General features: G+C 63.5%; 24 protein-coding genes. 11 read left to right on the top strand and 13 right to left on the bottom strand.

Annotated features, from left to right (window positions below; genetic code table 11):
• Positions 1-55: 55 nt before the first annotated feature.
• The 3 genes from ASC75_RS00565 (at position 56) to ASC75_RS26595 (ending at position 1,933) form a co-directional block, all read left to right on the top strand.
• Positions 56-502: a hypothetical protein gene (locus tag ASC75_RS00565; protein ID WP_055969164.1), complete on the top strand. Its 447-nt coding sequence runs from the start codon at positions 56-58 to the stop codon at positions 500-502.
• Positions 503-796: 294 nt separating this feature from the next.
• Entirely contained in the window at positions 797-1,339 is a 543-nt protein-coding gene (locus ASC75_RS00560; protein ID WP_244487722.1) for a PadR family transcriptional regulator, read from the top strand.
• 189 nt (positions 1,340-1,528) lie between these two features.
• A complete protein-coding gene (locus ASC75_RS26595) occupies positions 1,529-1,933 on the top strand; it encodes a hypothetical protein (RefSeq protein WP_055969160.1) in 405 nt (134 codons plus the stop codon).
• Positions 1,934-1,946: 13 nt separating this feature from the next.
• Here the strand turns inward: ASC75_RS26595 and bmt are convergent, their stop codons facing one another.
• The 3 genes from bmt to ASC75_RS00540 form a co-directional block, all read right to left on the bottom strand.
• Positions 1,947-2,963: a betaine--homocysteine S-methyltransferase gene (gene bmt, locus ASC75_RS00550; protein WP_055970590.1), complete on the bottom strand. Its 1,017-nt coding sequence runs from the start codon at positions 2,961-2,963 to the stop codon at positions 1,947-1,949.
• A gap of 85 nt (positions 2,964-3,048) precedes the next feature.
• Positions 3,049-3,648, bottom strand: a complete 600-nt coding sequence (locus ASC75_RS00545) for an urea carboxylase-associated family protein (RefSeq protein WP_055969157.1) — start codon at positions 3,646-3,648, stop codon at positions 3,049-3,051.
• Between the two features lie 62 nt (positions 3,649-3,710).
• Positions 3,711-4,568: a helix-turn-helix transcriptional regulator gene (locus ASC75_RS00540; protein WP_055969153.1), complete on the bottom strand. Its 858-nt coding sequence runs from the start codon at positions 4,566-4,568 to the stop codon at positions 3,711-3,713.
• Positions 4,569-4,785: 217 nt separating this feature from the next.
• Between ASC75_RS00540 and ASC75_RS00535 the strand changes: the two genes are divergently transcribed.
• Both ASC75_RS00535 and ASC75_RS00530 read left to right on the top strand, forming a co-directional pair.
• A complete protein-coding gene (locus ASC75_RS00535) occupies positions 4,786-5,796 on the top strand; it encodes a fatty acid desaturase (protein WP_055969150.1) in 1,011 nt (336 codons plus the stop codon).
• 47 nt (positions 5,797-5,843) lie between these two features.
• On the top strand, positions 5,844-6,665 hold the full coding sequence (locus tag ASC75_RS00530; protein ID WP_055969148.1) for a PhnD/SsuA/transferrin family substrate-binding protein: 822 nt from the start codon (positions 5,844-5,846) through the stop codon (positions 6,663-6,665).
• A gap of 56 nt (positions 6,666-6,721) precedes the next feature.
• Here the strand turns inward: ASC75_RS00530 and ASC75_RS00525 are convergent, their stop codons facing one another.
• The 4 genes from ASC75_RS00525 to ASC75_RS00510 all read right to left on the bottom strand — a co-directional run bounded on the left by ASC75_RS00525 (position 6,722) and on the right by ASC75_RS00510 (position 14,226).
• Positions 6,722-8,326, bottom strand: coding sequence for a glycosyltransferase family 39 protein (locus ASC75_RS00525; RefSeq protein WP_055969145.1), 1,605 nt, complete (start codon positions 8,324-8,326; stop codon positions 6,722-6,724).
• Between the two features lie 119 nt (positions 8,327-8,445).
• Positions 8,446-9,801, bottom strand: a complete 1,356-nt coding sequence (locus ASC75_RS00520) for a Xaa-Pro peptidase family protein (protein WP_055969142.1) — start codon at positions 9,799-9,801, stop codon at positions 8,446-8,448.
• A gap of 229 nt (positions 9,802-10,030) precedes the next feature.
• Complete coding sequence (locus ASC75_RS00515) at positions 10,031-12,604, bottom strand: FAD-dependent oxidoreductase (protein WP_055969139.1); 2,574 nt, start codon at positions 12,602-12,604, stop codon at positions 10,031-10,033.
• Between the two features lie 44 nt (positions 12,605-12,648).
• Positions 12,649-14,226, bottom strand: a complete 1,578-nt coding sequence (locus ASC75_RS00510) for a trimethylamine methyltransferase family protein (protein ID WP_055969135.1) — start codon at positions 14,224-14,226, stop codon at positions 12,649-12,651.
• Positions 14,227-14,505: 279 nt separating this feature from the next.
• Between ASC75_RS00510 and ASC75_RS00505 the strand changes: the two genes are divergently transcribed.
• Positions 14,506-15,606: an MFS transporter gene (locus tag ASC75_RS00505; RefSeq protein WP_156381084.1), complete on the top strand. Its 1,101-nt coding sequence runs from the start codon at positions 14,506-14,508 to the stop codon at positions 15,604-15,606.
• Between the two features lie 58 nt (positions 15,607-15,664).
• Here the strand turns inward: ASC75_RS00505 and ASC75_RS00500 are convergent, their stop codons facing one another.
• Positions 15,665-16,042, bottom strand: a complete 378-nt coding sequence (locus ASC75_RS00500; protein ID WP_055969130.1) for a hypothetical protein — start codon at positions 16,040-16,042, stop codon at positions 15,665-15,667.
• A gap of 320 nt (positions 16,043-16,362) precedes the next feature.
• On the opposite strand from ASC75_RS00500, the gene ASC75_RS00495 reads away from it, so the two are divergent.
• Both ASC75_RS00495 and ASC75_RS00490 read left to right on the top strand, forming a co-directional pair.
• Positions 16,363-17,742, top strand: a complete 1,380-nt coding sequence (locus ASC75_RS00495) for an aspartate aminotransferase family protein (RefSeq protein ID WP_055969126.1) — start codon at positions 16,363-16,365, stop codon at positions 17,740-17,742.
• 133 nt (positions 17,743-17,875) lie between these two features.
• Complete coding sequence (locus ASC75_RS00490) at positions 17,876-18,205, top strand: RcnB family protein (protein WP_055969123.1); 330 nt, start codon at positions 17,876-17,878, stop codon at positions 18,203-18,205.
• A 79-nt stretch (positions 18,206-18,284) separates the two neighbouring features.
• On the opposite strand, the gene ASC75_RS00485 is transcribed toward ASC75_RS00490, so the two are convergent.
• Positions 18,285-18,581 carry a hypothetical protein gene (locus ASC75_RS00485; RefSeq protein WP_055969120.1) on the bottom strand — a complete coding sequence of 99 codons (297 nt, stop codon included), beginning with the start codon at positions 18,579-18,581 and terminating at the stop codon, positions 18,285-18,287.
• 273 nt (positions 18,582-18,854) lie between these two features.
• On the opposite strand from ASC75_RS00485, the gene ASC75_RS00480 reads away from it, so the two are divergent.
• On the top strand, positions 18,855-19,226 hold the full coding sequence (locus ASC75_RS00480) for a hypothetical protein (protein WP_055970587.1): 372 nt from the start codon (positions 18,855-18,857) through the stop codon (positions 19,224-19,226).
• A gap of 250 nt (positions 19,227-19,476) precedes the next feature.
• On the opposite strand, the gene mmsB is transcribed toward ASC75_RS00480, so the two are convergent.
• A complete protein-coding gene (gene mmsB, locus ASC75_RS00475; protein WP_348271277.1) occupies positions 19,477-20,379 on the bottom strand; it encodes a 3-hydroxyisobutyrate dehydrogenase in 903 nt (300 codons plus the stop codon).
• A 73-nt stretch (positions 20,380-20,452) separates the two neighbouring features.
• Positions 20,453-21,628 carry an isobutyryl-CoA dehydrogenase gene (locus tag ASC75_RS00470; protein ID WP_055969114.1) on the bottom strand — a complete coding sequence of 392 codons (1,176 nt, stop codon included), beginning with the start codon at positions 21,626-21,628 and terminating at the stop codon, positions 20,453-20,455.
• Between the two features lie 117 nt (positions 21,629-21,745).
• Between ASC75_RS00470 and ASC75_RS00465 the strand changes: the two genes are divergently transcribed.
• Together ASC75_RS00465 and ASC75_RS00460 are read left to right on the top strand one after the other, a co-directional pair.
• Positions 21,746-22,345 (top strand): dimethylsulfonioproprionate lyase family protein, encoded by a 600-nt coding sequence (locus ASC75_RS00465; protein ID WP_055969112.1) that lies wholly within the window; start codon positions 21,746-21,748, stop codon positions 22,343-22,345.
• Between the two features lie 2 nt (positions 22,346-22,347).
• Positions 22,348-23,817, top strand: a complete 1,470-nt coding sequence (locus ASC75_RS00460) for a cobyric acid synthase (protein ID WP_055969108.1) — start codon at positions 22,348-22,350, stop codon at positions 23,815-23,817.
• Here ASC75_RS00460 and ASC75_RS00455 read toward each other — a convergent pair whose 3' ends face one another.
• Both ASC75_RS00455 and ASC75_RS00450 read right to left on the bottom strand, forming a co-directional pair.
• On the bottom strand, positions 23,818-24,237 hold the full coding sequence (locus ASC75_RS00455) for a VOC family protein (RefSeq protein WP_055969106.1): 420 nt from the start codon (positions 24,235-24,237) through the stop codon (positions 23,818-23,820). It lies immediately after the preceding gene.
• Positions 24,238-24,320: 83 nt separating this feature from the next.
• The gene (locus tag ASC75_RS00450) at positions 24,321-25,100 is read right to left on the bottom strand and encodes a helix-turn-helix transcriptional regulator (RefSeq protein WP_244487721.1); all 780 of its coding nucleotides are present in this window, start codon (positions 25,098-25,100) and stop codon (positions 24,321-24,323) included.
• Between the last annotated feature and the right edge of the window lie 101 nt (positions 25,101-25,201).

The following is a 25,201-nucleotide window of genomic DNA, read 5'->3' as shown; positions in this document are numbered from 1 at the left end:
TGTGATCTCTAGGCGTCCACCCGAAAACGAACGGGTGGCGCTTCGGAGACGACGGATGGCCGACCGGCAGATGGACGAATGGGATATCGCGCATGGCGGCCTGCGTTCGCTTTCATCTCGCGAGATCAAGGCGTTCTGGGACAGTTATCTCGCCCGGCGCAACGATCCCAGGATACGCCATGGCAGCCTGTATTCGCGCTGGCGGCACGTTGCCGACGATCTGGTGGTTTCGCTCTATCTGACCAATCGAAGCGTCGGGCTGTTCGTGCGCGGTCAGCGCGGCGAGGGCTTTGCCACAACGTTGAACCGGCTGTCGGCGTTCGAACCTGGCCTTGGGCAAGCGCTGGGCGTCAGCCTGCGCGGCGAATACAAGCTCTGCTATCTGCATGATCATCCCGTCGCGATGATGGATCCGGCCAACTGGTCGGCGGCCCATGTATGGCTGGAGCGACAGGAAGAGCACTTCAGTAAGACCCTGGCGGACATCGTCGTCGGTGCGTAGGCCGCAAAAGCGCGCTGGATTTCGCTCTCGCCCTGGCCGCTTCGATTGCGGCGCGAATTTTCCATAAGCATCTGAAGTAAATAAGAAAAATAATCCTCCGTGGGGTGCTTGGGGCGCTTTGCGAGAGCCGTTTTCGGGCAGTCGCCATCGCAGGCCGCGAGAAAATCGACAAGTTCTATCTTGCAAAAGATATATCTTTTAATAGATATAGCGACATGAAGGAAACATCCTGGAGAGGCACTCACATGTTCAACCACCCGAATTTCAATCATCGTTGCCGTGGAGAATGGGTCCATGTCGGGCCAGCATGATGGCGGCAGGGGCGGCGGCCGGCATGGCCGCGGCGGTCCCTTCGGTCGTCATCGTGGCGGCCCCTTCGGCGGACGCGGACCGCGCATGTTCGATCCCGGCGCGCTGCGCCTGGTCGTGCTTGGCCTGATCGCCGAGGAGCCGCGCCACGGCTACGACATCATCAAGGCGCTAGAGGCCAAGTTCCAAGGTGCATACAGCCCGAGCCCGGGCGCGATCTATCCGATGCTGCAGATGCTGGAGGAGGCGGACCTTGTGGTCTCGGCCGCCAACGGCAACAAGCGGCTCTATTCGATCACCGAGCAGGGCAAGGCCTATCTCGAGGAGAACGCGGCGGAACTTGCCAAGATCAACGCCCAGATCGACGAGACCTCGACGCAGGTCAGCGGCGTTGCCCTCGGCGACGAGGTCAAGGCGCTGAACTTTGCCGTATTCAGCCGGCTGCGCAGCGGATCGCTGACGGCGATGCAGGCTGAAAAGGCGCGTGAAATCCTCAAGCAGGCCCGCCGCGACCTCGAAGACCTCTGAGGCCCGCGAACACCCGAGAAGTCATGGCTCCCGCCGCAAAGGCGGGAGCTTTTTTTGTGTGAAACCCAATGAAAGGCCAGATTTGCGGGCCGTTTCGAACAATTTTATTCAAAAGCGAATTTGCCCCGGAACCCGATCGCAACAAAACTCGGCTAAGTAAGGTGCGGGTGAGCAAGGGGTGGTTCGAGAATGCTGGTCGGTCGTGCGATGTCGGGTGCGGTTTCGAATGTTCGCGCCGCCGATTCTTTGGCGACGTCGACCCGGCCCGAAGCCGCCAACCGCAACAGCGACGCCGCGGCGGATGCCTCGGCGCAGGCTGCCTATCCTGCCTCAAACAGCCATGTCTATGTGCCCGCCAAGCCCGTTCAGCAGGCGACGCAGGTCGCCAGCCAGGGGCCGTCGCGCGCCCGCCTGAGCGATGTCGACGACGCCCACCGCGCGGCATGGTCGGCGCTCAACAATGATCGCTTCCGGCTTGCCATGGAAAATCTATCCGACGTCCGGACGTCGGATGCGGTGATGATGATGCGTCCGGTCGAAGGCGCGGGCACCGACGTCAGGTCGGCACTCGCGCGCTACGAAGAAAATAGCTGACGACCAGGTAGGCTCAGCTCCGGCGGCGACGCTCGCGGCGGCCTTCGCTTGTTTCGGTGGTGTTCGGCGCAGCCAGCTTGTTGCGCATCGGGCCGATACGTTCGATGATCGCCTCAACGGTCGGGCGCGCCTCTTTCTTGTGGGCGTCGAGCGCCTTGCGCATTGCTGCGAGGTGCTCGAACGAGGTGCCGCAGCAGCCGCCGATGATCCTTGCACCGCCATCAACCGCAAGACGGACGTAGTCGGACATCAGTTCCGGCGTGCCCGAATAGTGGATCTCGGTGCCGCGGAATTCGGGGATTCCGCAATTGCCCTTGACGATGATGGTGGCATCCGGCCTAGCCTCGCTCATGTCGAGCAGCGAGGCCAGAATGTCGGACGCACCGACGCCGCAATTGGCGCCGACGCCGAGCGGCGTCTCCGCAAGGCCGTCGACGACACCATGGATATCCTTGGGCAGCAGGCCCATCATGGTACGGCCGGCAGTGTCGAACGAGCCGGTGTAGGTGTAGGGCAGTCCGACGCGGATGGCGGCCTCGGCGGCCGCGCGGATTTCGTCGGGGGCCGACATCGTCTCGATCCAGGCGACTTCGGCGCCACCGGCCTTCAGGCCTTCGATCTGCTCGGCGAAAGCGTCGACCGCCTGGTCATAGGTAAGGGCGCCAAGCGGCACCAGAAGTTCGCCGGTCGGCCCCACCGAGCCGGCAACGATGACCTTGCGGGCGGTCTTGTCGGCGACGGCACGGGCGATCTCGGCGGCGCGCTTGTTGAGTTCGAAGACGCGGTCCTGCGCGTGGTGCAGCTTCAGGCGATGGCGGGTGCCGCCGAAGGAGTTGGTGAGGATGATGTCGGCGCCGGCATCGATGAACTTCTGGTGCAGCGTCTCGATCTTCTCGGGCGCGCTTTCGTTCCACAGTTCGGGCGCTTCGCCGGCCTCGAGGCCCATGGCAAACAGGTTGGTGCCGGTCGCGCCATCGGCGAGCAGCACGCCCTTTTCGGCCAGCAGGGCATCGATCGGATTGGTCGTCATTGCAGCGACTTTCATATCTGGGGGATTGGATAACCATATAAAGAAGTCTTTATATCCAGTCAATGATTGCGTTCGGCAAACCGCGCTAGCGAGCGGCCATGACTTCGACTTCGATCTCGGTGCAAATGCCGCCATTGGTGGGATAGTGGTCGACCGAACAGGCGGTGACCACGAGCAGCAGGTCGCGCTCGGCGCGCAAAGTGACGTAGCCGCCGGGCGGATTGATAGAGGCGAAGACGTCGATGCGGCCGTCGGGCTGCGGCAGCGAGTTCTGGAACAGGTCGACGGGATCCGGCGTGAAGGGCAGGCTGACGCCTTCCGAAGCCAGAGCCTTGTGCAGGTTGTCCTGGCAACTGGGGTGATCGTCAAATCCGGCGCGTAGGTAGAGCGCATGGTTGCAGGCGGGATAGAGCATGTCGTGCGGCCCGGGCGAGGCGTCCTCGACCAGCGTCAGCAACGGCTCGCCCGTTGTGCCGTAGAAATGTTCGCCGACCTTGGGAAACAGCCGCTCGCCGATGTCGCGTGGGTTCGACGTGCTCAGCCAGTCTTTCATGTCGGGCGTGAACGCCCAGAGGTCAGCGACCTGCTGGCCCTTGGGGTCGATGATGCGGACAAGGTCGCCGCGAGACACGCGGATGGAACGGCCCGACTGGGCCGGCACAACGATACGGTGCTGGTTTGGCATGGGTTCCTCGGAATGAGGCTCCACGCTGCCGCAACGAAGCGCGAATTTCAACCTAGCGCCGGTCAGGCCCAGCCGGCGGGGAACGAAGCGACAGCCAACCGCCTGGCGAAAGCCGCCGTTTCATGGGCGTTGATATCGGCTGCGCGGATCAGGTTGTCGAAATGGCGGGTGAGGGTGCGGATCGGGTCTGTCGCATACAGCACCAGATACATGTCGCCGACATAGATCGCGGCGCGGGAATGGCCGAAGATCGTGTAGGGAACGGAATAGCGCATGCGTCCGTCGTAGAGAAACAGGCGGAATGTCGGGTAGAGATCGTCGAGCAGGTCGGCCATGTGGCGAAGCTGCTGCTTGCGGTCCGTCTCCGGGAAGCCTGACCATACGCCGAGGCCGCGCGCAAAGATCTCGAGCGTGTGGCGCGGCATGCAGACCTCCATGTCGGTCTCGGGCCGCCGGTTGTAGTCGATCCGGTACTGGGTTTCTCCGGCCTGGACCTCACGGTTCTTGTTGGAGATGTCGGCCTCGTAGTCGACCAACGCTTCGGTTCTCAGCAGGTCGGGGATGCCGGCCGGCACATAGCGGATCTTGGTTCCGGCTGCTTCGGCGTGCCATTTGGCGATCAATGTACGTTCGAAGCCACCGGAGGCTTCCTCGATCTCCAGGCTTTCGCGGATCTCGCCGGTGACGCCTTCGTCCTGGCTGAGGCCGAGCAGCCAGTCTAGAGACACCCTGTGCGCGGAAGCGATGGTCAGCAGCGTCTCGGCGCGCGGCAAGCGGATGGTTGCTCCCGACAGCAGTTGCGACAAGGCGGAACGGTCTATGCCCACCGATGCCGCAAAGGCCGACTGGTTGAGGCCCGAGCGCTGGACGAGCGACTTCAGGCGGTCGCGGAAGATGCCGGATAGATCGCGTTTGTCCATGGCTGGCCCTCTCCGGATTCAAATTGCGCCAGCTGCCATCTCGCCCGCTGGAAATAGATTTATCTTTCAGTTTGTTTACTAAGTGTAACATCTGCGGCTTAAGCAGCGCAATGTAAACATTTTGTGCGCATTGTCGCGTTGAAGCGGTGCATGATTACTGACAACATTATGTCAGGAATCAACGAGTTCCAGGCTTCACAAGGCAGCAGGCATCAGCATGGCAAAGCGGAAACACAAGCGCGGCACGACCACCACGGTCGAGTGGCCGACGGTGTTTCTGATCGCTGCCTGCTACGGCGGCTGGCTGGTGGCCGGCTTGGTCATCTGGCCGAACTATCCGATCGCGGCACTTGCCGTTATGGCGCTGGCGGTGGCCCTGCAGTCGTCGTTGGTGCATGAGGTCCTGCACGGCCATCCGACACGCAACGCCCGCCTCAACGAGGCGCTGGTTTCCCTGCCGATCGGTGTCGTCTGGCCGTATCGCCGGTTCAAGACCATCCATCTGCGCCATCATGCCGATGAACGGCTGACCGACCCGTTCGACGACCCCGAAAGCTACTATCGCGCGCTGTGGCAACATGACGATCTGCCGGAGGCGATGAAGCTTCTGCTCAAGGTCAACAACACCATGGCCGGGCGCTTCGTGCTCGGGCCGCTGCTTGCCTGCATCGGTTTCTTCATCGACGACGCCAAGCAGATCGCTGCCGGCGACAAGGCGATCCGCAAGGCATGGCTGCTGCATGCCGCGGGTCTTGCGATGGTCCTGCCGGTGGTGCAATTCGCTTTCGGCGTGCCGCTGTGGCTCTATGTTCTTGTTCCCGTATGGCTCGGCCAGTCGATTATTTCGATCCGCACCTTTGCCGAGCACCAGTGGTCGGAGCATCCCGAAGGGCGCACGATCATCGTAGAACGTTCGCCGCTGTCGCTGCTGTTCCTCAACAACAACCTGCATTTCGTCCATCACAAGAGCCCGACGGTGGCCTGGTACAAGCTGCCGGAGCTGTTCCGCACCCGCCGCGAGGAATGGCTCAAGATGAACAAGGGTTATGCCTATCCGAACTACCTGTCGCTGATCCGGGCCTATGCCTTCCGCGCCAAGGAGCCGGTCGTGCATCCCTCCTTGCGCAGGGCGCCGGAGCCGGGCAGGGCGTTCGTGCCGCGCGTCAGGTCGCGCAGCGTCCATGGGTTGGGCACGGCGCCCGTGCCTGCCGAGCCGCCGAAGGAATAGATGCGCTGCAGCTTGCCATTTCCCGCATTCGAGCCTGAAATGACACCATGAGCGACTTCATCGCCGCCCTGCCCATGTATGACTGGCCCGAGATGCGCGACGAGGTCGATGCGCAGTGGGTCAGGCTGCGAACGGCGCTTCGCCAGCTTGGCATCGACGCACCGGAAACTCTGACCCGGCGCAACGCCGACCTGCCGCCGGTTCCAGGCGGCATTCGCAATGCCGAGGGCGAGACCATCGCGCCCGATCCGGCGACGCTGCCGGCTGACGGCTTCGACCTGCCGACGCTGTGGCGGCATCCCAAGCTGCTGTTTGGCCAGACCTGCTGGGGCCCGATGGAAACCACCGGCCTCGACGCAGCGGTACGGGTGATCGGCCAACCGAACTATGACGGCATCGAGGGCGGCCGTGGCGAACTCTATTCCAGCGCCATCGTGGTACGGCGCGGATCGGTGACCGCCGACCATGCGCATGCCCCCGATGGCGATGTGCCGCTCGTTCCTGTCGACCTGATCCGCGGCAAGCGCTTCGCCTTCAACGGCCACGATTCGATGTCGGGCTTCCTCGGCATCTCCCGCGATCTTGCAGCCTTGGGCGAGGGTCTCAGGATGTTCTCCGACCGGGTCGAAAGCGGCGGGCATCGCAACTCGATCGTCGCGATCGCCGAAGGACGGGCAGACGTCGCGACCATCGACTGCCAGAGCTGGGCCCTGGCGCAGCGCTTCGAGCCGGCCGCGCGCGACGTGATGGTCGTCGGCTGGACCGCCAAGCGCAGGGGCTTGCCGTTCATCACGGCGCTCGGCATGCCAGAGCTGGAGTTGCTTCGCAACGTCGTTTCGAACATGCCCGAGCTCCAGGGGAGCAGATAGCCCAAGGGATAGAAGGCGCTATATTTCGGCGAGGGCTAACTGTCGGCCCTGCGGTGCTATTTGGCCTGCGGCGCCAAGGTTGAAGTGGCCTTCACCAGCCGTACGATGCTGACCTGACGTTCAGTTTCTTTCCAGCTGAACAGCATGGGAGCATTGAAACCAACCGCTGGGCCGCCAGGCACGTAGCCAGCCTTGGCGATGAGATCGAGCAACTGGTCGCTGGGCTGCTGTCCGTCGAGCAGGGCGATGACGGCCGGTTCCTGCAATTGCTCGATGAAGTCCGGCACTTCCGGCGACAGTATCGTCAGGTCCGGGTCAACCAGCTTCAGATTGCCGATCCAGTGCCAGTCGGAGACAACTGTTCTGACCGGGCCATCCGCAGCCATGCCGCGATGGAGGGTGGCGTAGTCGATGCGGGCGATGCTGCCCATGCCATTTCCGCCATAGAGATGCATGTACCATGTGAACGGCAGCACCACGATCGCGAGGGTCGCGGCCACGTTGATGATGATGGCCTGTGCCGTCTTGCCCTTGTCGCCCAGACCGTCCAGGCGCATTGCCAGCGCCACCGGCAGGAACAGCAGCAGCGGCAGCATCCAGCGGTCCCGGAACGTGGTGGCTCCACTGGCAAAGACGAGAAGCAGGCCGATCGCCAGCCCGATAAGGATCGTTCGCCACAGCAAGCTCTCGACGACAGGGCGACTCCTTCCCGTTGCAAAGGGCGAAACGCGCGCCACGATCATTGCCAGGGTAAAAACGGCGACCGGGAGTATGGCAAAGTTGAACGCTGCCCTGGCGAAGCCCTTCAGGCCGAGCCACGCAGCGATGAGTTGTCCCTTGTCAGAAGCCACTCCAAACTTGTAGCCGCGCGCGACAAGCTCTCCGGGATTGGTTAGGTTCCAGTAGAGCGTCGGCAGGCAGATGAGAGCAGCCATTCCGATGCTGATGGCAAAGCGGCGGTTCAGGATGACAGCCCTGGTTTCGCCGAGCGATAGCGCGGAAAGCATCATGGCAGCTATCAGCAATAGATCATTGTACTTGGCCAGGATTGCTCCGCCCATCACAAAACCAAAGACGGCATAGGCCAGGATGGAACGGCGCTCCAGCAGCCAGGCCAGAGCCAAAAGCAGCAGTGAACACAGGGCGAATACGGCGACCGAGTGCGAGAGGGTGTGCTGCATCTCCCAGAATATCTGAGGGAACAGCAGCACGCCGAACATAGCAGTCACAGCAGCTCGGCGCGAGTAGCCGAACTTGACCACTGCCAGCACGATCGCGGCCGCCGCCGCGAACATCATGGCGTATTTGACGATCTTCAGCGTCAGCACGCTCGGGCCGAACAGTTGCGCCACTAGCCAGCCGGCCCAGGTGTACAAGGGCGGCTGCGAGCCACCGTAACCAGCCTGCAGGCCGCTCATGTACATCAGCTGCTCGGCATCGTCGACGCCGACCCCGGTGCCTGCGACCCGAGACAGCAGTGTCATTGCCACTACCTGAAGACAGAAGTAGGCGGCCAATGCCATGACGATCGCGGAGAGCCGGCCGACCTTGCCTTCGGCGAGCCGATCGGCTCGGGCTGCGTAGTGGCGGGGGGAAGCGATGGACGCCAATCTGCTTTGCATGCGGGCCAAATAAACACGAAGAATGCGGTTCTCAATCATCGCGCGAAGTCATCCCCGCATCTTTTCGCGACCAGAGTCGCACCGCCCGGTGGGAAGTTAACCGATCCCGAGACACTCACTGTGCCGGTGTTTCTCTTGGAGCGCGGCACGCGCGTAGTTCAGCCCCCGAGCAGGTGCTCGTCCAGCGGATAGCTTGAGAGCTGCTCGTATCCGGTCTCGGTGATCAGGATCTGTTCCTCGATCTTGACGCCTTCGTGCCCGCCGAGGCGGCCGATGTAGCTTTCGACGCAGACAACCATTCCCGGTTCGAAAACGCCGTCGGGCGTATCCGCCGTCCAGTCCGAAGCGTGAGGCAAGGTGGGATATTCGTCGGCGAGGCCGACGCCGTGGAAAAGCACGCCGTAGCGCGTCGGGAAGCAGTCGGGCGGTGGCACGGCTGCGTGCTCTACCAACTCACGGAATCCCATTCCGGGTTTGAGCAGCGCGGTGTTCTGGGCGATCTGGTCGGCGGCGATCCTGTAGAGCTCGCGCTGTTCGTCGGTTGGCTTTCCTTCGCCGCACAGCCAAGTGCGCGACAGGTCGGCGCAGAAACCGTAGGGGCCGATGAGATCGGTGTCGAAGGCGACGAGATCGCCCGCTTTGATGACGTGCGAAGAACACTCCTGGAACCACGGATTGGTGCGCGGGCCTGACGATAGCAGCCGCGTCTCGATCCATTCGCCGCCGCGAGCGATGTTGCCGCGGTGCAGTTCGGCCCAGAGTTCGTTTTCGGAAATGCCCGGGTGGAGCGCCGCTTCCATCTCGGCCATCGCGGCCTCGCAGGCGACGATCGAGCGGCGCATGCAGAGGATTTCGTCGGGCGACTTGATGAGGCGGGCGTTTTCCATCACCGCCTCGCCATTGCCGACCGAGATGCCCAGCCGGGCAAGGGCGTCAACGCCTTGGTGGTCGAGGTGGTCAACGGCGATGCGGCGGTTGCCGCCGCCATGTTCGCGTACGACATCGGCGATGCCTTGCGCCCAGCGCTCGACCTTCATGTCGGTCAGCTCGCCGCTGTAGAGATACATCCACGACACGGCCGGGCGGACGTCGTCGACGATGCCCGAGTGGTCCGACAGGTGCTCGCAGGAGAAGTAGTCGAACAGCACCACAGGGCCGTCTGTGGCGACAAAGCAGTGGCGGGTCGGGTTGTGCGCCACCCACAGCTGCATGTTGGTCGAGTCGGTGGCGTAGCGGATGTTGACGGGATCGTAGAGCAGGGCGCCGGCATAACCGCGCCGCCTGAGCTCGGCGCGGATACGGTCGAGGCGGTAGGCGCGCATCGCCGGCATGTCGGGCGCGGCGATGCCGGCTGCGGCCCACTCGGCTTCGGCTTGCGCGCCGTAGCCGAGGACGTGCTGGTTGAGGCTCGCTGCCTTCGTGCGGGCCTGCTCGCGCAGGTCGTCGATCGAGCCCGGCTCGAACGGCATTATCTTGCGGTGGCGGCCGAAGTTGCCTTTTGCGGGAGTGTCCATCAGTAGTGACCCGCAAATCGCCGAACTTGGTGTTCGCGCGCGCCCCCCTCTGTCCTGCCGGACATCCCCCCCTCAAGGGGGGAGACCAGCAGTTGGGGGCTCGGCGCTCCTCTTGGGAACGCCGAATTTGGGTGGGACACGCTTGACATCCAATCTCCCCCCTTGAGGGGGAGATGTCCGGCAGGACAGAGGGGGGCAACGTAGAGCATGTGCGTTCCCCTATGTGCACTTACCCCCGCATCTTCTCGCCACTCGGATCAAACGGCGGCTCGACGTTGATGCGGGCAGGGCGGCGGTGGCCGAGGATTTCGATTTCGAACAGGCCGTCCGCCTCGTTTTCGGCGAGTGCTGCCGGAACGTAGCCCTGGGCCATCGATTTCTGGACATAGTGCGCGTAGCCGCCTGACGTCACCCAGCCGACCACACGCCAATCGCCATCGACGATGCCGCGCACGGCGGAAGCACCACGGGCGGCGTCCGAGCCGCGCACTTCCTTGCCGGTGTCGTCGAAGCGCGGCGCGCCGTAGCCATGCGGCTTCTCGACGGTGCCGAAATCCTTGTTTCCGACCTTGGCCCAGATCGGCTCGTCGCCCATCACGTCGGCATCCTGGGCGTCGACATAGAAGGAGACGCGGCGCAGTTTTGGTCCGTCGGCATGTTCCTTGGTTGCCGCCTCGCGGCCGATGAAGTCATTTTTTTCGAGCTTGATGAAGCGCTCCATCGAACCTTCGAATGGCCCATAGATCGGGCGAAGCTCGCGGAACCAGGTCGGGAAATTCTTCTCCAGGCGCATCGACAGCAGCGCGCGCATGCCGAAGTCGACGATGCCGAACTCCTCGCCGGCCTCCTTGATCGCCTTGTAGACCAGACGCTGGTAAGCGGGCGCCATCCAGATCTCGTAGCCGAGGTCGCCGGTGTAGGTGATGCGGTTGACCATGCAGGGTGCGCCGCCGACGGCCATCTCGCGGAAATCCATGAAGCGGAAGGCCTTGCTGGAGACGTCGACGTCGACCAGCTTGGCCAGCAGCGCCTGCGACTTCGGGCCGGCGATGGACAGGCCGACGAGCGTCTGGTCGTAGCGGTGGATGCGCACCGAACCATCGGTGGGCAGGTGCTGTTCGAACCAGCGCATGTGGTACTTCTGCGCTGCCGACGAGCCCCAGATCATGAACTTGTCGTCGCCGGTCTTGGCAATCGTGAAGTCGCCGATCAGCCGGCCGAACTCGTTCAGCATCGGCGTCAGCACGATGCGGCCCTTCTTCGGCATGCGGTTGGTCATCAGCCGGTTGAGGAAATCCTCCGACGCCAGGCCTGAGACCTCATATTTGGCGAAATTGGCGATCTCGGTGACGCCGACACGGTCGCGGGTGGCGCGCACCTCATTGCCGATGTGCTCGAAGTCGTTGGAGCGATGGAAGGAGACGATATCCTTCGGTTTCGTCCCCTTGGGCGCGAACCACAGTGGTGTTTCTAGGCCCCAGCTGTCGCCCATGACGGCGTTGTTGGCGACCATGGTGTCGTAGAGCGGTGTCGTTTGTGCCGGCCTGGCGGCCGGGAGCTCCTCGTTGGGGAAGCGGATCGAGAAGCGGCGCGAATAGTTCTCGCGCACCTTGGCGTTGGTGTAGCGCAGGCTGGCCCATTCGCCCCAGCGGGCGACGTCCATGCCCCAGACGTCGAAGCCCGGGTCGCCGTCGACCATCCAGTTCGACAGGGCGAGGCCGACGCCGCCGCCCTGGCTGAAGCCGGCCATGACGCCGCAGGCAACCCAGAAATTGGTCAGGCCCTGGACCGGGCCGACCAGCGGGTTGCCGTCTGGTGCGAAGGTGAACGGGCCGTTGATGACCTGCTTGATGCCGGCGTTGGCGATGCCGGGGAAATGCTGGAAGCCGATCTCCAACGACGGTGCGATGCGGTCGAGATCCGGCGCCAGCAGCTCATGGCCGAAATCCCACGGCGTGTTGACCGGCGACCACGGCTTGCAGGCCTTCTCATAGGTGCCAAGCAGGATGCCGTTGCGCTCCTGGCGGGTGTAGATCTCACCCTTGAAATCGAGCACGCCGATCATCTCGCGGCCGGTTTCCTTGTTGAAGGCCTCGATCTCGGGCATCGGCTCGGTCAGCAGGTACATGTGCTCCATGGCGAGCACCGGCAGCTCGACGCCGACCATGCGGCCGACCTCGCGCGCCCACAGGCCACCGCAGTTGACCACATGCTCGGCTCGGACGGTGCCCTGCTCGGTGACGACGTTCCAGGTGCCGTCGGGGTCCTGCGTCAGTTCCTTCACCGGGTTGCGCAGTACGATCTCGGCGCCGAGCTTCTTCGCTGCCTTGGCATAGGCATGGGTTGTGCCCGACGGGTCGAGATGGCCTTCGACCGGGTCCCACATCGCGCCGACGAAGTGCTTCTCGTCCATCAGCGGGAACATCTTCTTGGCTTCGGACGGAGTGATCAGCTCGGTGTCCATGCCGAGATAGCGGCCCTTGGCGTGCGCCAGGCGCAGGAAGTCCATGCGTTCGGGGCTGTCGGCGAGCATGACGCCACCGGTCAGGTGCAGCGAGCAGGACTGGCCGGAAATCTCCTCCAGTTCCTTGTAGAGTTGCACCGTATAGGCCTGCAGCTTGGCGACGTTGGGGTCGCCGTTGAGCGTGTGGAAGCCGCCGGCGGCGTGCCAGGACGAGCCGGAAGTCAGCTCCGAGCGCTCGATCAGCATGACGTTGGTCCAGCCGGCGCGGGCAAGGTGGTAAAGCACCGAGCAGCCCACCACGCCACCGCCGATGACAACTGCTTTCACATGGGATTTCATATGGTTATGTCCGGGTTTGAAGACGTTGAATCGGCTGATTGCAATCAGAAGTCCGTCGGGGCGCCGCCTTCGGCCTTGCGCTTGTCGACGAAGGCATTGAGTTCCTCGCGGATCGCAGGGTCCATCCATGGCTCCTCGTAAGACGCCAAGCGTTCCTTCCAGACGCGATTGGCCTTTTCCACCGCTGTCGGGCTGCCGGCCTCGGCCCAGGTCTCGAAATTGCGCCAGTCGGAGATGATGGGCGAATAGAACGCGTTCTTGTAGCGGTCCTGGGTATGCTGGGTGCCGAAGAAATGGCCGCCGGGGCCGACGTCGCGGATGGCGTCGATGGCAAGTGCGTCTTCCGACAGGTCAAGAGGCGTCAGAAACTCGGCCACCATCTGCAGCATGTCGATGTCGAGGATCGTCTTCTCATAGGAGCAGCGCAGCCCGCCTTCGAGCCAGCCGGCCGCGTGCAGGATCACGTTCGCGCCGCCCTGGATGGTGCCCCATAGCGAGAAGGCGCTTTCATAGGCGGCCTGTGCGTCGACCGCGTTGGCGGCACAGGTGTTCGATGAGCGGTAGGGGATGTTGTAACGCCGCGCCAACTGCCCGCCGACAAGCTGCGCCTTCATGTATTCGGGTGTGCCGAAGGCGGGAGCGCCCGACTTCATGTCCACATTGGAAGTGAAGCCGCCATAGCCGACAGGCGCACCCTTCCTGACCATCTGGGTGAAGGCGAGGCCCGACAGCGCCTCGGCGTTCTGTTGAACCAGGGCACCGGCTATGGTGACCGGGGCCATTGCCCCCGACAGCGTGAAGGGGGTGACGATCACTGCCTGGCCCATCGACGACATCTGGATGATGCCTTCCATCATCGGCACGTCGAGCTTGAGCGGCGAGTTTGTGTTGATGATGGTGTAGACCGACGGCTCCTCCAGCAACTGCTCGCGCGAGATGCCGCGGGCGATGCGGGCGATCTCGATGCCGTCGACGTTGCGCTCCTTGCCGAGCGAATAGATGTGGAACACCTTGTCGGTCAGCGTCGCCAGGTCGCGGATGCATTCGAGATGGCGCACGGACGGATGGATGTCGACCGGTTCGACCGGATAACCGCCCGTCATGTGAATGATGTTGTGCATCTGGGCAAGCTTCAGGAAGTTCCTGAAGTCAGGCTGGTTGCCGGGACGCCTGCCGTTGTCGAGATCGGAGCAATTGGGCGCCGATGCCACCTGCACGATGGTGACGTTGTTGCCGCCGATGCGCACATTGTGGGCCGGGTTGCGGGCGTGCAGCGTGAACTCGGCCGGCGCATGGGCGACCAATTCGAGGATCATGTCGGAATCGAAGCGGACGCGCTCGGAGCCGTCGCGGACGTCGGCGCCATGTGCCTTCATGATGCGACGCGCCTCGTCGTGCAGCACGTCGACACCGATTTCCTTCAGCACCCGCAGCGAGGCGAGATGGATCGATTCCAACTCGTCGTCGGAGATCAGCTTGGTCGGCGGAAACGGGGCCCTGAGCTGGCGGAACGGCGGCTGTTCGAAGGCCTGGGAGCCGCCGGCACGCTTGCCGGCGCGGCCGCCGCGGCGAGCGCGATCGGAGGCGGGAGCCTGTTCGGCTGTTTGCAGGGCCACGGTCATGGAATCCTCACGGCAAGCGTCTGTATCTGGGGGCATAATGGACTGGGCCGGAAAACCTCATTGCGGAGGCGGCGACCAATAGCGCGAGGGAAACGACATCGCGGATGGGACTGGACCGACGTTCTCGGCTGTGGTGATGCATCTCGCATGTGGCGGTCCGTCGATAGGATCGCCGCCATTCGATTCTCCTGGTGATCTGCTTTGACAACTCCAACTTCCACCATCGCCGAAGCGCCATTGAATTGGGCGGCCCTGGGCGGCGTTACCGCCGCTTTGGCGATGTTCGGTGCAGCACAAGGGCTCAGTTATCCGCTGTTTTCGCTGCTGATGCAGAAGCAGGGCATGTCGCCGGCGATGATCGGGCTGTCGGCGGCGATGATGCCGCTGGGCCTGATCGCGTCGGCAGCCTTCGTGCCGGCGGCCGTACGCCTGGTGGGCGCACGGAACCTCGCTGTCGGTTGCTCGCTTGCCGGCGCGCTTTGTTTCCTGCTCATCGGCTACCTGCAGGACTGGGTCGCCTGGTTCATCGTCCGGTTCATGATTGGCGTCGTCATCAACCCGCTCTACATTCTCGGCGAGGTCTGGGCGTTGTCGATGGCGCCGCCGTCGCGCCGCGGGCGGGTGATGGGGGTGTTCAACACCCTGATGGGAATGGGCTATGCCACCGGGCCGCTGGTGCTGACCATCGTCGGCACCTCGGGCTGGACGCCGTTTGCCGTGGCTATCGTGGGTTTCATCGCCTGCGCGATCATTCTGCGCATGATGTCCAATCTTTCAGGCTTCGAGGAAGACGGGCAATCGGTTGGCGGCGTGATGGCATTTGCCGCGCTTGCGCCGGCGCTGCTGTTTGCCGTGCTGGTTTCTGCGGCCAACCAGCAGAGCACCTATTCGCTGCTGCCCGTCTTCGGCGCGAGCCACGGTTTGCCCGAGGCGGTCCTGGCGGCGATGCTGACGGCGCTGTCGATGGGCAACATCCTGCTGCAGATCCCGCTCGGCCTGCTTGCGGAACGTGTGGGTGGCCGCACCATGATCCTGTTCTGCGCCGCGGCAACCGCGGCCTGCGCGGTGCTGTTGCCGATGCTGATCGAGACACGGCTCATCTGGCTTGTGCTGGTGGTGATGGGAGCCGTCGGCTACGGGGTCTACACCATGGCGCTGGTCGAGCTCGGCAGTCGCTTCAACGGCAGCGCGCTCATTGCCGGCAACGCCGCCTTTGCGCTGATGTGGGGACTGGGCGGCATCGTCGGCCCGCCAAGCTCGGGAATGGTGATGCAGGCGGCCGGGCCGATCGGGTTGCCGGTCGTGCTGGCCAGCCTGAACGTCATCCTGTTGGGCTTCGCCTTTTATCGCATGGTGCTGCGCAAGCGGACAACAAGCTAGGCGAGGGTAGGCAGGGGAAGGTGCGCGACGGCGACAGGCACCGCCGCGCGGAAGATGGTCAGTCGGCCTTGGCGACGTGCCAGACGCCGCCCTTGCCGTCGCCGGTGACGTCGCCCGCCTTCTTGTCCTGCACGAACGTGTACAGCGGCTTGCCCTCGTAAGCCCACATCTTCGAGCCGTCGTCGCGGGCAACGACCGTCCACTCGCCTTCGTCCTTGGCGTCGGCCGCAGCCATCAGCGGTGGCCAGTTGACCGCGCAGTCGCCGTTGCAGGCCGATTTGCCGGCGCTGTCCTTGTCATAGGTGTAGAGCGTCATGCCGTTGGCGTCGGTGTACATCTTGCCGCCAGCGCCTTCCGCGACCTTGGCGGGCTCGGCGGCGAAAGCGGCCGCGCCGGTCAGGAACAGAACGGCGAGGGCTGAGGAAATTGTCTTCATGATGATCGCTCCCAAGAGTTCAGCCGACAAGCCGGCCACACACGCAGACAACGCCTTTCCAGGGTGCCGTATTCCCGAAAGCTTTCGAAGGGATGCGGATTTTGAGGCGCTTGTCGATTTGCAGAGCGGCAGGTTAGAGTGCAATCATGTGCGCGCTCAACGCTCATATTCCGCTGCGGGAGGCAGCATCGAAGCCGTCGCCGCGAACCCGGCATACGGAGCTTCTGCGCCTTTGCGCGCGCATCGGCTATTCGCCGCCGCCTGGCCTTTGAATCCGCCCCGGCACTTGCCGGATTGATTCAAGAGGAAGGCACAAGCCAATGACCTATCAGAACTATTCGCTGAAGCAGCTTCAGCAGATCGACGCCGCGCATCATCTCCATCCCTTCACCGACCACAAGGAATTGCGCGACATCGGCTCGCGCATGATCACCCGTGCCGAGGGGCCGTTCATCTACGATTCGGAAGGGACGGAACTGCTCGACGGCATGGCCGGCCTGTGGTGCGTCAATGTCGGCTACGGCCGCACCGAACTGGCCGAGGCAGCCTATGAGCAGATGAAGGAGATGCCCTACTACAACTCCTTCTTCAAATGCTCGACGCCGACGCCGGTGCTGTTGTCGAAGAAGCTCGCGGAACTGGCGCCGAAGAACATCAACCAGGTGTTCTACGGCTCGTCGGGATCGGAATCGAACGACACGGCGCTGCGGCTCGTCCGCCACTACTGGGCGCTCGAGGGCAAGCCCCAGAAGAACCGCATCATCTCGCGCAAGATGGCCTATCACGGCTCGACGGTTGCCGGCACGTCGCTTGGCGGCATGGATGGCATGCACCAGCAGCTTGGCGGCGCTGTACCCAACATCGTCCACGTGATGATGCCTTATGCCTATGAGTTGGCGCTGCCGGGTGAAAGCGACCACGATTTCGGCCTGCGTGCCGCCAGATCGGTCGAGGACGCGATCCTGGAGGCCGGCGCCGAGAACGTCGCTGCCTTCATCGGCGAGCCGATCATGGGGGCCGGCGGCGTCAAGATCCCGCCGGCAAGTTATTGGCCGGAGATCCAGCGGATTTGCCGCAAGTACGATGTGCTCCTGATGCTCGACGAGGTCATCACCGGCTATGGCCGCACGGGCGAGTGGTTCGCGGCCCAAACCTTCGGCATCGAGGCCGACACCATCACCACCGCCAAGGCCCTGACTTCGGGCTACCAGCCGCTGTCGGCGCTGCTGGTCGGCGACCGGATTGCCGCGACGCTGGTCGACAAGGGCGGCGAGTTCTACCACGGCTACACCTATTCGGGTCACCCGGTGGCCTGTGCGGTGGCGCTCAAGAACCTCGAGATCATCGAACGCGAAGGGCTGGTCGAGCGGGTCAAGACCGACACCGGCCCGTATTTCGCGCAGATGCTGAAGGAGCGCATCGCCGGTCACGGGCTTGTCGGCGAGGTCCGTTCCGTCGGCCTGATGGGCGCGATCGAGATCGTCAAGGACAAGGCGACCAAGGAGCGCTTTTCGCCGGTCGGCAGCGCCGCTGTTGCCGTCCGCGACCATGCCATCGCCAATGGCATGATGATGCGCGCGACCGGCGACTCGATGATCCTGTCGCCGCCGCTGATCTGGACCCGCGCCACCATCGATATGGCTGGCGAGCGTATCCTCAAGGCGCTCGATCTCGCTGAACGGGACCTGAGAAAGGCCTGATCACTTGGCCGGGCAGGACATGAGCCTGCCCGGCCAAGTTTCTGAAAACATTACAGATATGTAATGATGGCATTCATATTGGGTTCAGCCGGCGGCCGCTACTTCTCGACCTGTCAACGAGAAGGAGCCTCCCATGAAACGTATCGTTCTTGCCGCTGTCGCCCTGTCGATGTTCGCAGTGCCGATGGCCCAGGCCCAGCAGCGCTACGAGGCGCCGCGCCATGGCAACTACTACAGCCAGCAGCAGAAATGGCAGGATTATCGCAAGAAGCCGGCAAAGCGGCACTACTGGTCGAGGGGCAAGCGCGTGCCCGACTGGCAGCGCAAGCAGGCGCTCCGAGACTATCACCGCTACGGGCTCAAGCGCCCCGGCCACGGCCAGCGCTGGGTGAAGGTCGACAATGATTTCCTGCTGATCAGCGTTGCGTCGGGCATCATCGCCGCGGTGGTGGCCTCGCGCTAAGGCTAAGTCCAACTCGGAAAGGGTGGTTCGCCGCCCTTTCTCGTTCCCGCTTCGGGGAGGGCTTCAGTCTATTCGACCGTCATTGCCGGATAGACCCGACAGACATTGGCATGTCGGTCCGTATGCCGAGGGCACCGGTCGCCCATGCGCGCATCTCGGGCGACGCATCGCCGGATTTGAGGATCGATATGGCCAGCGTCGAGATGTCAGCCGGTGGCTCTTTGGTGCTGGTCACGTAGGTGATGTATCCGACCACGATCGCGCATCCCACCGAAACGACAGGGGGCGCAAACAACATGGTCGCGCGCGCAATCAATCGGCAGCGTTGAAGCAGGACGGGCTTCGGAACGTCATCCTCGTCAATTTGATCAGTCATTCCACTCCCCCTGGGAGACCGCAGAACACCAATGCCGGAACACTGATCTACATTAGTTAAGATGCAGATAAGGCGGCTCTGGCCCTCCACGCGGCCGTATTTCCCGAGATCAGGCTGCGCCGTCGGCTGGCTGGTGGATCCGCCCGCCGAAAGGTCGAGCTGTTTCGGCTTGTTCAGGACAGGGCGGGAGCTTATATTGTGCACTGCACAATGACTTGAAGCCCGCTGATTGTCGGATGGGGCAGCATGGTTCTTGAAACCGGAGCGCGTCGCATGAAGAGCAGACGGTTAACGAGGGCTTCGCGCCAATCCACCGCCATTGCCGGCAATCTGATGCTGGCGCCAATGGTCATGGCCATGCGGCTGCCGATGATGGCCAGCGAAGCGCGCAGCGGTGGCGGGCTCAGCGGCGAAAGCCTTGCCGCGGTCACCGAGAAAGCGACCGCCTTGGCCGAGGGCATGATCGCCGCACAGACGTCCTTTTTCCAGTCGGCGATGCAGTTCTGGCCCGAAGTGCTGTCGGGCCGTACGCCGTCGGTGCTGAACGGCGTGGCGGCCCAGCGCTCGGTTGCCGCCGCGCTGCGCCCGGCGAGCAAGCGCGTACGGGCCAATTTCCGCCGGCTGGCGACCAAATCCGATACATAGCGAGGGCTGAAGGCTGAACGCAAAAACCGCGCCCCGAAACGGGAACGCGGCTTTGCCACTTGAACGCATGGCCCTTCGCGACGCTTGACCAGCGAAGGTTACTGCTCCGGTACGCAGTACCTGATCCGGAGCTTGGGGCGGCTGCGATGACCGCCCTTGCAAACCTTTTTATCCGGACATCGTTACCGCGTGGTTAGCGAGAGCTTAAGCAATCCTAAATTTTGAGCTTTTTTGTCTCAAGTCGGTCAGATTAAGCGGGATCGCCACGCAGGAACTTGATGATGCCCGAGAAGTCGGTGCCGCCATGGCCAAGCGCGGCAAACAGCGCATAGAGCTGGGTTGCCTCGGCGCCAAGCGGGGTCACGGCACCAGCCTGCTGGGCGGCTTCCTGCGACAATTTGAGATCCTTCAGCATCAGGGCTGCGGCAAAGCCCGGCTGGTAGTCGCGGTTGGCCGGCGAATTGGGCACCGGGCCGGGGACCGGGCAATAGGAAGTCAGCGACCAGCACTGGCCGGACGAGGTCGAGGCGACATCGAACAGCGCCTGGTGCGACAGGCCGAGCTTTTCGGCGAGCACGAAGGCTTCGGCGACGCCGATCATCGAAATGCCGAGGATCATGTTGTTGCAGATCTTGGCTGCTTGTCCCGCTCCTGCGTCGCCGCAATGGACGATACGCCCGGCCATCGGCTTGAGAACCGGCTCGGCCTTTTCGAAGGCGGCCTGCGCGCCGCCGGCCATGAAGGTCAGCGTGCCGGCAGCCGCACCGCCGGTGCCGCCCGACACCGGCGCATCGACCGACAGCAGGTCGTGCCTGGCGGCAATGGCATGGGCCTTGCGCGCGGAATCGACGTCGATGGTCGAGGAATCGATGAGCAATGCACCTTTTTTCAGCTTGGGCGCGATGTCCTCGTAGACCGACAGCACATGCTTGCCGGCGGGCAGCATGGTGATCACGACATCGGTGTCCTTGGCCGCTGCCACTGCATTGGCCATGACGGTGACGCCGTTGGTGCGCGCGGTTTCAAGGTGCTCCGGCATCAGGTCGAAGCCATGGACGGTGTGTCCGGCCTTGACGAGGTTGGCAGCCATGGGGTTGCCCATGTTGCCGAGGCCGATGAAGGCGACTGTGGTCATAGTTGGTTCCCTTCCAATCAGCGAATAGCGAGTAGCGAATAGGGGAAGGCGGCGGGTAGCGGTCTATGCGCTACTCACCATTCCCTGTTCGCTATCTCCCGATCAAATGCCTGGCGATGATGACGCGCATGATCTCGTTGGTGCCTTCGAGAATCTGATGGACCCGCAGGTCGCGCACCAGCTTCTCGATGCCGTAGTCGTGCAGATAGCCGTAGCCGCCGAGCAGTTGCAGCGCATCGTTGGCGATGTCGAAGCCGGTGTCGGTGACGAAACGCTTGGCCATCGCCGACCATTTCGAGGCGTCATGCGCCTTTCGGTCGAGCTTGGACGCGGCGGCGTAGAGGAACAGCCGGGCGGCCTGCAACTCGGTCTCCATGTCGGCGAGACGGAATTGCAGCGCCTGGAAACGGTCTAGGCTCTGGCCGAAGGCCTTGCGTTCGGCGGTGTAGGCGAGTGCCTTGTCGAGCGCGGACTGGGCGCCGCCGACGGAGCAGGCGGCGATGTTGAGCCGTCCGCCGTCCAGGCCTGCCATGGCGATGCCGAAGCCGGCACCTTCGCCGGAGAGCAGGTTTTCCGCCGGCACCTTGCAGTCGTCGAAGATCACCTGGCGGGTCGACTGCATGTGCCAGCCCATCTTGTGTTCGTTGGCGCCAAAGGAGAGGCCGGGCGCATCCTTGGGCACGACAAGGGTCGAGATGCCTTTCGGGCCGTCGGCGCCGGTACGCACCATGGCGACATAGACGTCGCTGTCGCCGGCGCCCGAGATGAACTGCTTGGTGCCGTTCAGCACGTAGTCGCTGCCGTTGCCGCCGCTGCGCACTGCCTTGGTCTTGAGGGCGGCGGCATCCGAACCGGAACCCGGCTCGGTCAGGCAGTAGCTGGCCAGCCATTCCATCGAGGTCAGCTTCGGCAGAAAGCGCAGGCGCTGCTCCTCGTTGCCGAACCGGTCGATCATGGCCGCGGCCATGTTGTGGATCGAGATGAAGGACGAGAAGCCCGGGCAGGCATGCGCCAATTGCTCGAAAACCAGCACGGCGTCGAGACGGCTGAGGGCCGAGCCGCCGACATCTTCCTTGACATACAGGCCGCCGAAGCCGAGCTGGCCGGTCTCGCGGATGACGTCTTCGGGGAAATGCTTCGCCTTGTCCCATTCGAGGGCAAAGGGCGCTACTTTTTCGGCGGCAAAACTGCCCGCCATGTCACGGATCGCCAACTGATCTTCGTTGAGTTCGAATTGACCGGCAGTCGCATCGATTGCGGCGTCCATGTCGGCCTCCCTGTCGTTTTTTGGCTATGCGCGACGTTCAATCTAGCCCAATGATGCCGCCGCGCAACCCGACCTTCAACAGAACGGCTGTGCACCAATTGGTGGGCGAGACGCGACGTGACGACAAATTTTAATGAGCTGCTGGCAACGTTTCGGGACTATCTGCAAGGCAGCAGCACAAACCCCGTTGTCGCCAGTTTCCTGGCCGACATCGGTTGGTCGATGCCGCCGCGAGCGCTGGAGCCGAAGAAAATTCCGGGTTCGAGGCTTATCGGCCGCGCCGTCCAGCTTGCATCCGATGCGACGCGGCCGTTGGCGTCTGTCCTGAGCGAATGCCGCGACGAGCTACGCTGGGGCCAGACCTATACGACTGACGATTTCGGCCAGCGTTTCATCGACAACTATGGCTGGGTCGAACTCTTTGGCACGCGCGGCCATTTCGTCAACGAGCAACTGGCGGCGGGTTTCCTGGTGCTTGGTCCGGGCATTGAGTATCCAGATCATCACCATATTGCCGAAGAGCTTTACATACCACTGACCGGCTCCGCCGAATGGCGAATGGGCGACGAGCCATTCCGGCTCCGTGCCGCAGGCGAAGTGATCCACCATGCGTCCAACGTCAACCATGCGATGAGGACAGGGTTAGAACCGATGCTGGCGCTTTATCTCTGGCGCGGCGGGCCGCTGGCCCAGCGCTCGACCATTGCGAGGGCATGACCATGGCCAAGGCGATTATGCTCCAGGGCACCGGCTCCGACGTCGGCAAGACGGTGCTGGTGGCCGGCCTGTGCCGGGCCGCCCGCAATCGGGGGCTCAGCGTCCGGCCGTTCAAGCCGCAGAACATGTCGAACAACGCCGCGGTCGCTGACATTCCGGGCGAGGCCGGTGGCGGCGAGATCGGCCGCGCGCAGTGGCTGCAGGCGATCGCCTGCGGGGTCAAGCCGTCGATCCACATGAACCCGGTGCTGCTCAAGCCGCAAAGCGATATCGGCAGCCAGGTTGTGGTGCAGGGCAAGGTTGTTGGCCACGCCAAGGCGCGTGACTACCAGGAGCTGAAGCCGAAGCTGATGGGCGCCGTCCTCGATTCGTGGGCCAAGCTGGGCCAGGGAGCGGACCTGGTCATCGTCGAGGGTGCCGGCTCGCCCGCGGAGATTAACCTGCGTCCACGCGACATTGCCAACATGGGTTTTGCCACCCGCGCCAATGTTCCAGTGATCCTCGTCGGCGACATCGACCGCGGCGGGGTCATCGCATCGATTGCCGGCACACACCTCATCCTCCCGGACGAAGACCGGCGCATGATCGTCGGCTACCTGATCAACAAGTTCCGCGGCGATGCCAGCCTGTTCGACGACGGCATCACCGCGATCGAGGGTTTTACCGGTTGGCGCTGCTTCGGCGTGGTGCCTTGGCTCAAGGCGGCAGCGTTGTTGCCGTCGGAGGATTCGGTGATCCTCGAACGCTTGGCCGGCGGCGAAAAGCGCGCGCTCAAGGTTGCGGTGCCGATGCTCGGGCGCATCGCCAATTTCGACGACCTCGACCCGCTGCGCGCCGAGCCGCAGGTGGAAGTGGTGTTCGTGCCACCGGGCCAGCGTTTGCCCGAAGATGCCGGGCTGGTTGTCATTCCCGGTTCGAAGTCGACCATCGGCGATCTGGTGCTGTTTCGCGAAAACGGCTGGGACCGCGATCTCGAGGCGCATCGCAGGCGTGGCGGCCATGTCGTCGGCATCTGCGGGGGCTACCAGATGCTTGGCAAATCCGTGCGCGATCCCGATGGCATCGAGGGCAGCGTCACCGAGGTCGAAGGCCTCGGCCTGCTCGATGTCGAAACCGTCATGGAGCCGGAAAAGACGGTCCGCAACGTTAAGGCACGCTCGGTGCGCTATGGCGAGAAGCTGTCTGGTTACGAGATCCATCTCGGGCGGACGACGGGCGGCGACTGCGTCAGGCCCGCCGTCGTCATCAATGGCGTCGACGATGGCGCGACTTCAGCCGACGGCAAGGTATTCGGCACCTACCTGCACGGCCTGTTCGGCGCCGACGGTTTTCGCGGCCGTTTCCTGGAAGGCCTTGGCATCAGGGGCGGCGGTATCGACTATCGCGCCGAAGTTGAACGCGCCCTGGACGAGATTGCCGACCATCTCGAACGGCACCTCGACTGCGACGCGATCTTTGCCGCCGCGCGCTGACTATCCGGCCGGGGAGTCCACCCTTGGCCAATAGGTGCCGAAGCACCACACATTGCCTTCGGGGTCGCGGCAGATGAATTCGCGGCTGCCGTAGTCCCGATCGGTCATTTCCTGGTCGATCACCGCGCCGGCCGCCTTCGCCCTGGCATAGACCGCGTCGGCGTCTTCGGTTGCGACATAGATCGACTTGCCGCCGTTTTGTCCGGGTTCGCCGACGATGGTGCCGTAATCGCCAGGGCGCGACGAGCCGATCATGATCATCGAGGAGCCGAAAGCGAGTTCGGCATGGCCGATTTCTTCGCCGTTCATGTATCTGGCATGGACAGCGAAGCCGAAGGCCTCGCCCAGCCAGTCGATCATGCCTACGGCGTCCTTGTAACGGAGGGTGGGGAAGATCCTCTGAGCTTCGGGAGTGGGCATGTTGCGCCTCCTGCTTTGCGGGTTGAAATGACAACCCACTCTGGCGAAGCGCGGTTCCGCCGTATTGAACAAATGTTACCGGGTCAGCCGGGCTTAGGGAGCAGCGCTGTTGGTGTCGATCCTGACAGCTCGCCAAATTCACGCACCAGATGCGCCTGGTCGGCATAGCCGCATTCGGCTGCCAGGTCGGCCCAGTCGACGCCGACGGTATTGCGCGCCAGGCGTGACGTTCGATCAAACCTGACGATCCGCGCGACGGCCTTCGGGCCGATGCCAACCAGGTCGGCAAATCGCGCCGCCAGATGTTTGCGGCTGCAGCCGATCTCGCCGGCGATGGATGCAATGCGGATGCGTCCGTTGCTCGACGCTATTTTCGCCATTGCCCAGGCAATCTCGGCCGCCGGCGGGGCAGTGGTAACCAAGCGCTCTAAGATCCAACCTTCAACCAGGTCCAGGCGTTGCCGCCAGCCCGTCTCCTGGCCGAGCCTTTCCTGCAGGGCATTACCTGCCGGGCCGAGCACCTCGTCGAGCGTCACCACGCGATCAGCGAGTTCGCACATCGGGATGCCGAAGAAGCGGCGGGCGCCGAGCGGGGTGAAATTGACCTGGACGCAGCATGACCTGCCAAAGGAGTCGATGACGACCGGCCCGGCGTGAAGACCCGAGGCAAAGCTGGCGAAGCGGTCACTGTTACCAGGCGTCCGGCTCAGGCCGATGGCGAATGGCTCGCCGAAGCTGATGACGAGCGGCACCGTCAACGAGGCACCCTCGTTCTGCCTGATATGGACAGGGACCAGTTCGCGGTAGCCGACGAGGTCGGTGACGACGCCCGCCAGCAGCGGAGAGGGCGCGCGCCGCACCATCTCGAACTGCGCCGTCGGCTGATCGTGGTCGGTCGCTTGTGCCTGACTGCTTGCCATTGCCCGGGCTCCGCTGAGGCAACCGGACGTTACTCCAGCGGCCG

Source organism: Aminobacter sp. DSM 101952, assembly GCF_001424795.1.
In the GTDB taxonomy this organism is placed as follows: domain Bacteria; phylum Pseudomonadota; class Alphaproteobacteria; order Rhizobiales; family Rhizobiaceae; genus Aminobacter; species Aminobacter aganoensis.
This window is presented reverse-complemented; position numbering and strand designations above follow the sequence as displayed.